This window comes from Clostridium gasigenes, assembly GCF_900104115.1.
Lineage (GTDB): Bacteria > Bacillota > Clostridia > Clostridiales > Clostridiaceae > Clostridium > Clostridium gasigenes.
Genome location: NZ_FNJM01000002.1, coordinates 309,199 through 322,728 on the forward strand (window position 1 = coordinate 309,199; position 13,530 = coordinate 322,728).

Below are 13,530 nucleotides of genomic sequence, written 5' to 3' on the forward strand. Positions count from 1 at the left end.
ACATTTCCACTGTTTCCCTTTGAACATCCAATTGGTATTATTGTTGTTACTATAACAATTAATAATACTAAATATTTTTTTTCATATTAACTCCTCCAATCACTTTATATACTTAGTATAATAATTAGTTGTTGCTCTAATAATATTAAGATGTTTCCAAAATGTTAACATTTGTAAATTTGACAATGAATTTCGATTTAGTTCCATCTACCTCTACTTCTATTGTAGCATTATGCGCTTCTACAATATTTTTACAAATATACAAACCTAATCCATGAGAATTTTTCTTATTTTCACTAGTACCATCACCCTTAACAAAGGGTTCAAATATACTTTCCTTTTTCTCAATTGGAATAACCTTTCCTTGTGATGAAATTGAAAAAATTGTATGTTCATTAATATTTTTTAATTTAATCACTATTTTACTATTATTATTTGAATACTTTACTGCGTTTTCTACTAAGTTATTCACTAATATATATAAATATTGTTTATTGCCCTTTACACTAATATCATTAGTTTCATTAATTATTTCTAATGATTTTTCCTTTATACTTATTAACTTAGCTTGGACTATATCATTTAAAATAAATTTCAAATTAACATTTGCATAGGAATAATCTTCCAAATCACTTATTTGCTTTGAAATATCTAAAAGTGTACCTACTAACTCATTCATTCTTTTACACTCAAAAATAATTCTTTTTATAGCAATAACTTTAAACTCCTCATCCTGAAAGTTATCCTCACTTAATATTTGTGCATATCCTGAAATACTAGTAATTGGTGATTTTAATTCATGAGTTATATTTCTAAATATATTTTTTTCTTGTTCATCCTTCATTTTCAACTTTTCACTCATTAAATTAAAAGAGTCTACTAAAACTCCTACTTCATCATTTGAAGTAATATTAATTTTTGAAGGATAACTACCTTTTCCTACTTCTGAAACTTTATTCTTAAGAAGTATTAAAGGATTAACTATCTTTGATGATAAAAAATATATAGAAATTAATATAATTAAGAAAAGTCCAGTAAAAATATAATTAACTAACTCATTGATATTTTTATTTCTTATATAGTCCTTTTCATAACTATTGGTTAACATTATAACTCCTATAGCCTGATTATTTTTACCATATATTAAATGACTTACTTTTCCAATAATACTATTAGGTCTTCTTTCAATATCTATAATAGCCTTATTATCTTTAACTATATTTAAAGTTTCTTCTGATATCCCATATATATTTAGATCTATTTCTTTTTCATTAATTGCTCCTTTTAATAATAACTTACCATTTAAGTCATATAAAGCGCCTTGGCAATAAGCTCTATTTAAAATAAAGTTAATTACATTATTATTTAAATCACTTACTGTCATTTCATTTTTATTAATATTATTAATGGCTAAATAATCATTTAAGCTGCTAAGTGAAACCTCATAGTTTTTCTTCATATCATTTGTAATATACTCTTTAAAATTCTTATAAAAAAATTTGGTTAATATTATATTGGATATAATTATGAATACAATGAAAATTAGGGATAATACTACTCCATATTTACGTCTTATTGTTAACATTACTTTCCTTTAACATATACCCCACTCCGAAAACTGTTTCTATGTTAACTTCCTTTTTTAACTTTTGACGTAATCTTGTTATATGTACATCTATAGTCCTTGTATATCCAATAAAATCATATCCCAAAACTAAATTTAATAAATCATTTCTTGAGTAAACTCTATTTTTATTTTTTGTTAAAAATAATAAAAGATCAAATTCCTTTGGTTTAAGTTTTATTTCTTCGCCATTAAATTCTACAATTCTACTGCCTTCAGAAATGCTAATTTTGCCGTTAGAAATACTTTCTTTAGTATTACCTTCATTAACAATTTCTTTTTTTCTCCTTAAAGCTACTCTAATTCTTGTTATTACTTCCCTAATATCAAAAGGTTTTGTAATATAATCATCTGCGCCTAATTCAAGACCAAGAATCTTATCTATAATATCAACTCTTGCCGTAAGCATAATTATAGGTATCTTATATTTTGAAATTTCTTTGCAAATAGAAAATCCATCTCTATCACCTAACATAATATCTAGCAATATTAAATCTGGCTTAAAAGTTTGTATATCATCTTCTACTCTTAATCCATTATTATTTATCTTAACTGTATACCCTTCTTTAGTTAATGAAAACATTAATATCTGGCTTATATCTTCATCATCTTCAATTATCAATATATTTTCTCTCAAAGTATCACCTCTTTTATTACCATTATATATTTTTTGTTACTTTTTTACTAGTTTTCTAATTATTATAATTTTATTAATGTTTTTAAATAGAATTGCAAACCTCTGCTGCTTTTTCATAATCCTTTCTTTTCTCATATATAATAGCTAACCTTTTAAATGCCGGTATCCTTCCCTCAAAGGTTTTAATATTACTAATTTCATTTTCTATTTTTTCCTTATTATAAATATTTGAAAGTGCTATAATTTCATTTACTCTACTATGTCATTGCTTGTACTTAGAAATTCGTTGTACCTGATGGATCTTACGCCCACCTTTAGTTTACAAAGTGGCAAAGGCGTTGCTATTATTTTCAAATTTATTATATAATTTTTTACACTACTAAAACTATGATTAGCCTTTTATTTTAAATTAAAAAATGATAGACATCTATATAGATGTCTATCATTTAGTTATAGCTATAATGAAATTGTAAACTAATTATCTTTTATTTTCTATTATATTTGATATAATACTTTTACATCTTCCACAACCTGTGCCTGCATTAGTAACTTCTCCAACTTTTTCAACAGTATCAGCTCCACCTTTTACTGCTTCTACAATTGTATCTATTGATACATTTTTACATCTGCATGCAGTTTTTATAAGAGCTTCTACGTCCTTAAGTTCCTCTTCATTTTCAATAACTATATCAGATAATTCTTTAAGCTCTTCAATAGTTCTAGCTCCCTCTACTTGTGCCTTTCTAACTTGTAAGTATTTACTCATTTCTAATGTCATATATACTCCTCCTAATATTTAAATTTATTTATTAATATTTTATAAATAAGCTTTTTAAATTATATATTTAGTTAACTAATATTAATTTATTTTATTTTATAATAACCATTATAGTCAATATAGTTGACTATATACTTTATAGTACAATATAATTCAAATAAAGTCAACTTAATTTACTTTATTTACTATTAGTTTATTTCTTTCTTTTATGAATTCTTCATAATTATCAATTTCCCATAAGTTTTTATCCTGTGGTATTAAATGCATTTCTAAGTATTCTTTACTTTTAGTAGCAAACCAATCTTTAGGTAAAATGTCACTTTTGCCTGCACCTTGATTTTCATTTAATGTTAAGAGCATGCAGTTTCCTATTTGATTAATTTCAGGCACCTTATATTTTTGTACAGATCTTCCCTTATCACCTTTAACCTTTACTTTTTTCAAGGCTGATTGTGGAAATATATGATCTATATTCGGTTCATTCTCCTTAAAGCTTGGCCTAAAATTGAATTGTTCGTACCATATATTAAATAATAAATATAATTTCCGATTTGATGTTTCAGGGCTATATCCAGCTGCTAAAATATTAGCTTCTGTTATTTCTGGTGATTTATTTTTATTCCTAAACAAATCATTTAGCTCTTTGAAATTCATTCCAATTGTTATTTATATTTTCAATATTTTCAGTTTTTCTAAATTTCTCTACATCATATTTTGCTCCAGCACCTATTAATGTTAAGCATATTTTAAGTATTAAATCTCTATTAAATCTCTATTAAATCTATATCCTACAGAATTTAGTTCCGTTATTAACTCATCAAGCTTTTCCTCTATATCATCTACACTTATTGTTAAAAGCGCAAATAATAAATCACTTTTCTCAAGTATAGTTCCTCCAGAGTTTGCCCTTATAAATATTTCTACAATATCATTTTCCTTGTAAATATCAGTATTATCTACACTGTCTAGCTCTTGATATGCTATTATTTCCTGTGTACATACAACATCTATAAGTTGATCTACTATATCTATTATTTCTTCCTCTTTCTTTTCATCAAGGTTAATTTTAGCATCCTTTATTTTTTTATAATCCCTCTACTAATGCTCATTGGCTTATCATTAGATTCTATTATGTCTTTTACCTTAATCATATTAACTTCTGATTTATCCTCTTTCATAAATTTAAATCTATATTTTACATCATCGTTACTCTCATCATAATTTAATATATCTAAATACGGTAACTATCAAGTGAGTTGACGTATTATTATTAAAAAAAGTTTTACTTGCGCTTATTGGGATTAAATTTAAACTTTTCAATATTATTGAAGTGAATTCGTAAATAGTGACCATTAAAATTTAAAGTATTTTTTTATTAGATGGCCTTATCTATTATTTTTTCTTTAACTTCATCAGTTGGATTTAATGATACAATTTCTGGTGGATTCCAATTTCTTGTTCCTTTTTGGAACCTTAATGGATTAAGTTTTTGTGCTGCTTCATATAATTTCTTCCTATTAGACATTATCTTTTCAGTCTCTCCATTGTGCATACTACTTGGTGTCATAAATTTTAGAGCACTATGATAGTGCTCATTGTTATACCAGTTAACGAATGATAGTACCCATTCTCTAGCTTCTTCAATTGAATAAAATCCATCCTGTGGATAGCTCTGTCTATATTTCATAGTTTTAAAATGAGACTCTGAAAAAGCATTATCATTACTAACTCTAGGTCTTGAATATGATGATAATACGCCTAAACCTTCTAGTTTTGCTTTAAGAGTATAAGATTTCATCGGTGCTCCATTATCTGAATGAAGTACTAGTGGTTTTCCTTTAGTATTTTCCGTAAGCATAGCCCTTTCTACTAAGTCAGCAGCTAGCTCACCTGTCTCTTCTGTCCAAACTTCCCAACCTACAATCTTTCAGCTATAAATATCAATTATTGTATATAATTTAAAGTACATTCCTCTTGTATATGTATTTAGCCAGGTAATATCCCATGTCCACACTTGATTTGGACCATCCGCTATATGTGTAGTTGGTATATGTACTCTTTCAGACGGTTTTGTATGCCTACGATGATGTTGCATATTTTCTTCCCTAAGTATTCTATAGAACGTTGATTCTGAAGCTATATATTGACCCCTATCAGCTAGGGATGGAACTATTTGTGTTTGTGGTAAATCTGCATATTCTGGTATACTTACTATATTTAAAACACTTTGTCTTTCTTCTTTAGAAAGTTTATTCTTGGGTTCTGGTCTTATGCAGTTTTTTCTTTTATCTTCATTTATAGTATCTCCAAGACGCCACCTTTCAAATGTTCGTTTACTAATACCAACTACATCACAAGCGGGAATTAGCCTTGCACCATGGTTATTTGCTTCTTCTATCAGACTTATAATTTTTTTGCGATTCTCTATGCTGATTAATCTTCCTCGTTGTCCCCGAAAATCGCACCTAACTTTTTTTTGAGTACCAATAGAGCTACTGTTTCAGCTAATGCTTTTTCTTTATATATTAAATCTCTAGCTAGTTCTTTTGATTTCTTTTTTTCTTCTTTTAATTCATCACTTAGGTCTAAACTATTAATCCTAACACCGTCATTTGCTGCTATGCAGCTAGAGCGCCAAGCCTTAACTTCTTCAACATATAATCCATTTTCACGACAGTATTTTGAAAGTTCTATTTCGGCTAGTGTGTAAGTTTCCATAACAACCATAAATTTATCTTTAGAAGATTTATTTCGTTTAGGTTTACTTGTTGAACCGCGAGTAGCTAATGTAGATTGGCTACTACCAGTTTCTATTGAAAGGTTTCTTGTTGATATTTGTTCTGGTGGTAACATTCTTGCTATTAATTTTTCTTTTTCTTCTTTTGTATACTTATTATTAGCTCTATTATCTTTTGCCATAGGTAATATCTCCCTTACTTTTATCTAATTTGAGAATAACATGATTTATCTCCTACGACAACTATCTTACCATCTAGGGAACTTCATCTGGATATACCATAATCTTTTCTTCATTTGATATAACCCAAAGCTTAGAATCCATATTTTCAACAAACCCTTTTATCTTCTTTATTTTTCCATTCTCTACTGAACAATAAATAACCACTTCATCCTCTTCACATTCTCCCTGTTTCTTAACAGTGACTTTCAATCCATCCCCTCCTTTTCCCTAACAATAGTTTAATTAGAATCAAAAATCAATACCTCAGTTCCATGTGGTCAAATATCTATTCTATCAGGCAAAAAAACATCTTCCCTAAAGACGTATTCGTACGCAATCTTTTCCGATAGCTAAATAAAACGGTCTATCAATCTCCGCTTTACCAATCATTTTTACAATATCAGATACTTTATTTTTTGTAACTCTTGCAATATATTAAATAATACTATACACATATATTAAATCATTTTTTTCTTCTTTGACCCTTCAATAATTCACGCCTCTCAAACTTTGGGCAAGACAATGCTTTAAGTGTATGAAATCTAATTTGATGTGTAGGATACTTAAACTTCGCCAATTGCCAAAATGCATTTCTAGAAATATCTCCTAAAAAATAATCTTGCACATAATCCCATACAGTATCATCAGCCATGATATATTTCCATTATTATGACACCTCCATATAAAAACGTATACGAATTATTATTATAAATTTCATCCAATCTTTTATTTAATTAAACACATAAAAAAATCCACGTCCAATCTATCTCTAGATTGTCGTGAATTTGACTGGTGGAGGTGAATCGCTGCGGGCGAAATCCACCATATTTTTAAATTTCCAAATACCTGCATCTTATACTAATTACATAAGATAAATTTGATGTGCAATGGAAATTAGCTGCTAAAATTAAAGAATAAGAATATTATTCTCCTATCTACATGTCTTATATCTAGAAAGTTTTCGCCTTATCTTGAGCTTCATTAATTGCAACTTGAACAATCGCCTCTGCATCTTCACCAATAACATCTAATTTATTTGCTGCTATTGTAGTAAAATCAGTTATTCCTAAGAATCCAACGATTGTTCTTAAATATCTATCTCCCATTTCATATCCTGCAGCTGCTCCTTCTGAATATCCACCACCTCTTCCAACAATATGAACTGCCTTTTTGCCTTGGCATAATCCAACTGGTCCCTGTGCTGTATATTTGAATGTAATTCCTGTAACACATATATAATCTATATATGCCTTTAATATTGCCGGGAAGCTTAAATTCCAAAATGGAGCTGCAATTATATATTTATCTGCTTCTGCAAATTGATAGGCATATTTTAGAATTGGATGATCTTTTCCTTCTCCTGGATTAGGTCTATGAAGATTAATTCCTTCCTCTGTTAAAAATCCTATTCCTTCCTTATATAAGTCCAAAGTTATTATTTCGTCATTGGGATTTAACTCTTTATATTTTTCAATAAAGCTATCAGAAATTCTAAAAGTTCTTGATACTCCTTCCTTTTTAGCATTTGCTTTAATATACAATACTTTGCTCATATTAATTAACCTCACTTTATATTTATTAATTTTTATAATGTTATCAATGTTTATTTATTAAAACCATTATAGTTTACAAATTCCTGTATTGGTTTTCTATATCCTCGCAATCTTCTATTCGTTTTATCTTCCTTACCTATAGTAATCAATAAAACCGGTTCAAATTTATCTGGTACATTAAATAACTTTTTTACAGCTTCAGGCTCAAAGCCTATCATAGGACATGTATCCCACCCTCTATCCTTAGCAATAAGCATAAACATCATTGCTGATAGAGAGGCATTTCTAATAGCCTCTTGAACTTTAAACTCTTCCTCTCTACCTTCATATAAGCTATTGATTATTTGCAGTATTCCGTTATATTCTGTTTGATTTAAGATTCCTAGCGAAAGCATTCCCTCATAAATCTTGTTTGCATCCTTATTTGCTTCTTTGCTTCCCAAAACCAAAACAGCAGCAGATGCTGTATGAATCTTATACTGCTTAAATGCTACTTCCATCAGCTGCTCTTTCTTCTCTGCATCATCTATAACTAGATAATTAGCATGTTGAAGATTATAACAGGATGGTGTAAGGGTAACTAATCTAAATATCTCATCAAATTCAAACCTTGGTATCTCTATTCCTTCAATAAAATTGTTTGCAGATCTTCTTTCTTGTATTAAATTAACTAACTCCATTTATAAAATCCCTCCCTTCTCAAATTAACACATTTATCCATCATAAAACAATTCTTATTATACTGTTATAACAACTTTACTATTTACAGTTATCAAATAATTATTCAAAAATAAAATTGTTTATAATATTTAATACAGAATATAAGAATGTCATGACATAAGCCTTATTATAATTTATAATTTATAATTTCAGTCGATTTTGTTATCTATTCATTTATTATACAAATCTCTATCAGAAGAAAATTTAAAGTTGCGTTTCACAATAACATAAAAATTTTAGTCGTTCTATGCTAAAATTTGAATCTGCCAATATCTCTGGCCAAGCTTTTATATCTTCTATTCTTACATTTTTGCTATCAATAGGTAACCTATCCCAAGGTAAAAGCGATGGATGTGTTTTTTTCTTTACATCTATATTATTACCATGTTTCCAACCTGCTTCCTTTTTTTCAAGTGACCAACGTTTATGCTCATATTCTGCTAAAATATTTAATTCTCTTTCTGTAAATTTAACAGCTTCAGGTTTTTGATTAACAGAGGTAACCTCATAATTCACTCTTTGTAAAGCTCTAGGAATATGCTTTACCTGATCGCGAATAGAGTTTTTATGTTCTTCACTAAGATCTTGCCAAGATTTTAAACAATCCAAATTCTGCTTATGAGTATCTACATGAAATCTTAAATTCTTATAATGTATATCCTTAGAAAGCTTTTCAAGCTTCTCACTGAAAAATGTATCCCTCATTAATTGGTGGTAAAATTGCTCTTCATCTACATGTAGCTTTAACTGATTTTTTGAAGGTAAATGAGACTGTTCCCATTTTTTTGCGCTAGATAACCTGCTCATTTCTAATATTGCTTCCATGGATCTTGATTCATGTTTATATCTTGAAACTTTAAGTAATGCTCGTAATACACCATTATCTATTTGTGCTCCACCTCTTTCATTTATCAGATGAGGTGTTTTGCGCTCTAGCAATGAACGTAGCAGCATTGCTCTTCGGATTATAAATAGTTGATCCCATTTTTCATCTATTTGATTAGGGCCTAAAATATTCACATAACCTCTTAAACGACTTATAAAATCTGGCCCCTTAGCACTTTGAAATTCTTTTATAAACTTTTTATGCTCATTTTCATCTGTAATATCTTCTCCACAGAATTCTTTATAAGTACTGCTTGTTCCACCGGCAAATACAAAGATAGCTTTTCCTATGGGATGGACTGAATCTCCTTCTCTAAATATTCCATCCTGCATAGGTGCTAAAAAATATTTTAACCATCCAAGTTTCCCATCAAAGTTAGAATCAAACTCATCAAAAAATATAAGTGGTACTTTACCTTGCAAAGAAACATCTCTTATCTTATGAAAAGCAACAATTAAATCTAAGTTAGTTTGAAACTGAGATAAATTGAAGTTCAATTTTTCAATTAATTTGGGAGCAATACTACTAGCAACTTCTGATACACCGAAAGATTTACCGGAACCCGGTGTTCCAAATACAGCAATAGATAATGGACGATTCGTATTTTTACCAGAAACATACTCTACCAAAAGATTTTTAATACTTCTATATGCTTCAATTTCAGCTCTATCAACAGCTTTTAAGTTTCCAAACTGTGCTATCGGTATAAATTTCAATGCACTTTTATCTCCGTTTTTCACGATATCATAGGCTATTTCTGCTAAATTTGTAGAACTTTTATCTTTAATGATATACCAACAAGTTTGGCAATTAGGATTATTCGAATTTCGTATTACTACATCTTGTATATGCTCCTTGTAAATAAAGTCATTTTCGCCTTCAATAAATGCTTTTGGGTTAGGGAAATCATCCTTATCTACTTTTTCGTCAAAACCATAAATAAAATACTTTTGTGCAGCAACAATACCTTCTCGAATACCTTCACCTATTGCCTTATTCAATTCCTCTTTGTTATGGATTCCTAACATAATATTACGTGTAAGACCAGCAACAAAACAAGAAGTAAGTCCATACATTTTACCTTGAGTCTCTTTAATGAAATCACCTTCAAGTTCATATGTTAAAAAATATAATTCAGATTTTGCTACTCCTTCATTTCTATAGTAAATAGCACCTTCTAGACCAAAAGGTACTATAAGATGACGACAGTTTGCAAGAAAAGATAGATCAGGGTTATTATTAATTTGCCAAACAAAGTCCAGTGCCGTTTTTTCCCATGAAAGCCCTTTACTAATGTTAACTCCTTTTGAACGCAAATCATCTCCATTTATAACTACTATCGTATTTTCAATATAGAATCTTTCTAGGTGCTTCCAAAGTTCAGTAGAGCTATTTGGGTTATTTATTTTGTATATAACTATTGGAGATTTTCCAGGTGTCTTTATAGCTAATGGCCAAAATTCTTTGTTTGAGTTAAAACCATTATCTTCATCATCTAATACAACAATATCAGCATTTTCATCATCGTCTATAATAGGAAATAGTTTTGGAATACCTGAAGTTGGCCCAGTAAATCCTAAAAAGTCCTTTACACGATAAGTTTTATCATCATCCCTTTCATCATTAGTTTTTGCTAATAACTCTAATTCTGCAGTAGAAGTAAGAATATCTTCTTGTAATAAAACATCGGTATTTTGTATTTGTGGTGATAATATATGAATACCTGTAGATAAAGATATAAGTTTTGATAATAGTAATGCTCCTCCAATTTTATAATTCTTATGGACTTCAGGATACTGATGCCAACTCAATCCTTCAGTGCACTGATGGTAAGTTCTCCATAATAAAACATTTATACACACATCTCCAGATACTACGATTTTTAAATTTTTATTTTCCATTATTCTAACCTCTTTTAGTAAATAATTTTTGTTTTATCTCAGTTAATTCTGAAAAGAAGTATTTTGAGCATATTGACCAAAACACTAGGAAAGTATTCTTAGTAACAATTTTAAAGTAACAATTATATCTTCAAATAAATTAAATTTATGCAGTCCTTCAAAATAACTGAATATTATTTTTAAACCATTCTCTATATAACTGAAAAGTGGTTATGCTATAATAGTAACAACATAATGTTTTTATAACAAGAAGGCACTTTTTTGTTTCAAAGTACCTTAAAATATACCTCATAAGGAGAAAATTATATGAAAAATAATATAAACCGTCATGAACAGTGTCATATGAAAGACCAATGCCTTAAATATGAAATATGTCCAATGGTTTTAGCAGAAAATTTATTTTCAGGAAAATGGAAAATATCGATTTTGTGGTATTTAAGTTATTCTCCACTTAGATTTAGTAATATCCAAAACCAATTACCAAATGTCACCAGAAAAATGCTTACACAGCAATTAAGAAGTTTAGAAGATGATAATCTTATATATAGAAAGGTTTATCCTGTAGTACCACCAAAGGTAGAATATGGATTAACAGAAGTAGGTAAAAAGATAATACCTATTTTAGAAATGATGCATAGCTACGGAGCTGAATACTTAAATAATAATTACGCTATCAAAAACCAGTCACAGTAAGATATGAGATTAAAAATAATTTAAGATAGTATTAACGAAATCCAGAGCTTATTAAGCACAATACCTAACAAGGAGGGTGTGAAAATTTTTCTGTAAATAGCTTTCTATGATAATTATTTTAATGGCATGGAGGTCATGATACGGCCCCATGCCTTAAACCTGATATACTTTGCTAATTCGCTGCCTTTGTTATCACTCATTGTATGAATCAGAAGGTATTTTTTATTAAATATTAGCTTGATTGATATATCTCCCCATATCAATCAAGCTAATATTTTGAGGTACTTCATATTTACCAAACGGGTCTTAACTTCGATGGCAATTTACCTTCACTCGTTTCATAAACTAATTTAGTTAAATCTCCTTTAAGCATTTGCATTCGTTCAGCACCTATATTCTCACTCCAACGTTGCTCAATTTCGGTTAGTATCTCATCTTTTGCTTTCATTACTGACCAGCCTCGTTCGGTCAAAACAATAATTTTTCCTCTCTTATCAGAAGGGTGAGTTTTGCGTATTACATAATTATTTTTTTCAAGATAATCTATTATTTTACTCACAGCTTGCTTTGTAATTCCTAAATATTCAGCTAGTTCTATACCTGTTGCTCCATCAGGGCTGATACAACTAAACATAAAACCATGTACAGGTCTGATATCTTCAAATCCCAATTCCATCAATCTGTCATGTAATTCGTTAATAGCTGTACTAAAAGATAATAAAAAAAGTGATGTAAGATCTAATCTATTAAATGTTTGATGACTCATACATAAAACCTCCTCAAAAAGTCAATTATGTTGACTTTTTTTTATTTTTATTATACTATATACAATATAGTCAATCAAGTTGACTATATTGTTTTTGTTATGAATAACTAGGTTCGCTAAAAAATCAATACACTATGGATGTTATATTTAACATTTTTTCTACTCTACCGGCAGTATACCTAATAATAACAATCGCAATGCAATACCTATTTTTAATGATTCATATACCAACGTAAGATAAATTAACAGGAGGCAAAGATAATGACAACAGTTTTATTTGTAAAAGCAAACAATCGTCCTGAAGATCAGGCGGTTAGTGTAAAATTATATGAGGCTTTTTTAGCAAGCTATAAAGAATCACATCCAAATAGTACAGTGGTAGAACTTGATTTATACAATGAAGAATTACCATATGTGGGAGTAGATATGATTAACGGTACTTTTAAGGCTAGCAAAGGATTTGATTTAACAGAAAAGGAAGCAATAGCAGTTGCTGTTTCTGATAAATATTTAAATCAATTCCTTGAAGCTGATAAAGTTGTATTTGTGTTCCCGCTATGGAATTTAACAATCCCAGCTGTGCTACACACATATATTGACTACTTAAACCGTTCTGGTAAAACATTTAAATATACACCAGAAGGTCCAGTAGGTCTTATTTCTGATAAGAAAATTGCATTATTAAACGCAAGTGGTGGTGTATATTCTAAAGGACCAACAGCTGAAATGGAAATGGCAGTTAGATATGTATCAAACATGATGTGCTTCTTTGGGGTAAAAGATATAGAGACAGTAGTCATTGAAGGACACAGCCAAGCACCTGATAAAGCAGAAGAAATTATTTCTTCTGGACTTAAAAAGGCTATTAAGCTAGCAAGCACGTTCTAATTAAGAAAATACTTGTCAATCTATGTAGCAGTTCTAATACTTTTTTAAAAGTATGTACTGCCTTTTTATTTGCTTACCATGCTATTTCGGAGTAATAATATCCCAACTGCTGTGAGCTTTTCATT

At 29.1% G+C, this 13,530-nt stretch carries 14 protein-coding genes; 2 read left to right on the top strand and 12 right to left on the bottom strand.

The window, feature by feature from the left end; all coding sequences use genetic code 11:
• Positions 1-145 precede the first annotated feature (145 nt).
• The 11 genes from BLS77_RS06435 to BLS77_RS06480 all read right to left on the bottom strand — a co-directional run bounded on the left by BLS77_RS06435 (position 146) and on the right by BLS77_RS06480 (position 11,058).
• Entirely contained in the window at positions 146-1,459 is a 1,314-nt protein-coding gene (locus BLS77_RS06435; RefSeq protein ID WP_175490793.1) for a sensor histidine kinase, read from the bottom strand.
• Positions 1,460-1,565: 106 nt separating this feature from the next.
• Positions 1,566-2,261, bottom strand: a complete 696-nt coding sequence (locus BLS77_RS06440; RefSeq protein ID WP_089967108.1) for a response regulator transcription factor — start codon at positions 2,259-2,261, stop codon at positions 1,566-1,568.
• A 478-nt stretch (positions 2,262-2,739) separates the two neighbouring features.
• Positions 2,740-3,039 (bottom strand): (2Fe-2S)-binding protein, encoded by a 300-nt coding sequence (locus BLS77_RS06445; protein WP_089967110.1) that lies wholly within the window; start codon positions 3,037-3,039, stop codon positions 2,740-2,742.
• 168 nt (positions 3,040-3,207) lie between these two features.
• Positions 3,208-3,693, bottom strand: coding sequence for a GmrSD restriction endonuclease domain-containing protein (locus tag BLS77_RS06450; RefSeq protein ID WP_089967112.1), 486 nt, complete (start codon positions 3,691-3,693; stop codon positions 3,208-3,210).
• A 721-nt stretch (positions 3,694-4,414) separates the two neighbouring features.
• Positions 4,415-4,897 carry an integrase core domain-containing protein gene (locus tag BLS77_RS20850; protein ID WP_242873947.1) on the bottom strand — a complete coding sequence of 161 codons (483 nt, stop codon included), beginning with the start codon at positions 4,895-4,897 and terminating at the stop codon, positions 4,415-4,417.
• A 575-nt stretch (positions 4,898-5,472) separates the two neighbouring features.
• On the bottom strand, positions 5,473-5,958 hold the full coding sequence (locus BLS77_RS20855) for a hypothetical protein (protein WP_089967116.1): 486 nt from the start codon (positions 5,956-5,958) through the stop codon (positions 5,473-5,475).
• Positions 5,959-6,031: 73 nt separating this feature from the next.
• On the bottom strand, positions 6,032-6,208 hold the full coding sequence (locus BLS77_RS19815) for a hypothetical protein (RefSeq protein ID WP_175490794.1): 177 nt from the start codon (positions 6,206-6,208) through the stop codon (positions 6,032-6,034).
• Positions 6,209-6,461: 253 nt separating this feature from the next.
• Positions 6,462-6,650, bottom strand: coding sequence for a DUF3990 domain-containing protein (locus tag BLS77_RS06465; RefSeq protein ID WP_089967118.1), 189 nt, complete (start codon positions 6,648-6,650; stop codon positions 6,462-6,464).
• A gap of 298 nt (positions 6,651-6,948) precedes the next feature.
• A complete protein-coding gene (locus tag BLS77_RS06470) occupies positions 6,949-7,551 on the bottom strand; it encodes an FMN-dependent NADH-azoreductase (RefSeq protein ID WP_089967120.1) in 603 nt (200 codons plus the stop codon).
• A gap of 50 nt (positions 7,552-7,601) precedes the next feature.
• Complete coding sequence (locus tag BLS77_RS06475; protein ID WP_089967122.1) at positions 7,602-8,231, bottom strand: nitroreductase family protein; 630 nt, start codon at positions 8,229-8,231, stop codon at positions 7,602-7,604.
• A 244-nt stretch (positions 8,232-8,475) separates the two neighbouring features.
• A complete protein-coding gene (locus tag BLS77_RS06480; RefSeq protein ID WP_089967124.1) occupies positions 8,476-11,058 on the bottom strand; it encodes a RyR domain-containing protein in 2,583 nt (860 codons plus the stop codon).
• Between the two features lie 306 nt (positions 11,059-11,364).
• Between BLS77_RS06480 and BLS77_RS06485 the strand changes: the two genes are divergently transcribed.
• The gene (locus tag BLS77_RS06485; protein WP_089967126.1) at positions 11,365-11,751 is read left to right on the top strand and encodes a winged helix-turn-helix transcriptional regulator; all 387 of its coding nucleotides are present in this window, start codon (positions 11,365-11,367) and stop codon (positions 11,749-11,751) included.
• Positions 11,752-12,043: 292 nt separating this feature from the next.
• On the opposite strand, the gene BLS77_RS06490 is transcribed toward BLS77_RS06485, so the two are convergent.
• Positions 12,044-12,517, bottom strand: coding sequence for a MarR family winged helix-turn-helix transcriptional regulator (locus BLS77_RS06490; RefSeq protein WP_089967128.1), 474 nt, complete (start codon positions 12,515-12,517; stop codon positions 12,044-12,046).
• 261 nt (positions 12,518-12,778) lie between these two features.
• Here BLS77_RS06490 and BLS77_RS06495 point away from each other — a divergent pair, with 261 nt between their 5' ends.
• Positions 12,779-13,405 carry an FMN-dependent NADH-azoreductase gene (locus tag BLS77_RS06495; RefSeq protein WP_089967130.1) on the top strand — a complete coding sequence of 209 codons (627 nt, stop codon included), beginning with the start codon at positions 12,779-12,781 and terminating at the stop codon, positions 13,403-13,405.
• Positions 13,406-13,530: the final 125 nt, after the last annotated feature.

Bases quoted from the DNA above. Each gene is read 5' to 3' on its own strand.
- BLS77_RS06485 (WP_089967126.1), top strand. From the start codon at position 11,365: ATGAAAAATAATATAAACCGTCATGAACAGTGTCATATGAAAGACCAA.
- BLS77_RS06480 (WP_089967124.1), bottom strand. From the start codon at position 11,058: ATGGAAAATAAAAATTTAAAAATCGTAGTATCTGGAGATGTGTGTATA.
- BLS77_RS06495 (WP_089967130.1), top strand. From the start codon at position 12,779: ATGACAACAGTTTTATTTGTAAAAGCAAACAATCGTCCTGAAGATCAG.
- BLS77_RS20850 (WP_242873947.1), bottom strand. From the start codon at position 4,897: ATGCTTACGGAAAATACTAAAGGAAAACCACTAGTACTTCATTCAGAT.
- BLS77_RS06490 (WP_089967128.1), bottom strand. From the start codon at position 12,517: ATGAGTCATCAAACATTTAATAGATTAGATCTTACATCACTTTTTTTA.
- BLS77_RS06450 (WP_089967112.1), bottom strand. From the start codon at position 3,693: ATGAATTTCAAAGAGCTAAATGATTTGTTTAGGAATAAAAATAAATCA.
- BLS77_RS06470 (WP_089967120.1), bottom strand. From the start codon at position 7,551: ATGAGCAAAGTATTGTATATTAAAGCAAATGCTAAAAAGGAAGGAGTA.
- BLS77_RS06445 (WP_089967110.1), bottom strand. From the start codon at position 3,039: ATGACATTAGAAATGAGTAAATACTTACAAGTTAGAAAGGCACAAGTA.
- BLS77_RS06475 (WP_089967122.1), bottom strand. From the start codon at position 8,231: ATGGAGTTAGTTAATTTAATACAAGAAAGAAGATCTGCAAACAATTTT.
- BLS77_RS20855 (WP_089967116.1), bottom strand. From the start codon at position 5,958: ATGGCAAAAGATAATAGAGCTAATAATAAGTATACAAAAGAAGAAAAA.
- BLS77_RS06465 (WP_089967118.1), bottom strand. From the start codon at position 6,650: ATGGCTGATGATACTGTATGGGATTATGTGCAAGATTATTTTTTAGGA.
- BLS77_RS06435 (WP_175490793.1), bottom strand. From the start codon at position 1,459: ATGAAGAAAAACTATGAGGTTTCACTTAGCAGCTTAAATGATTATTTA.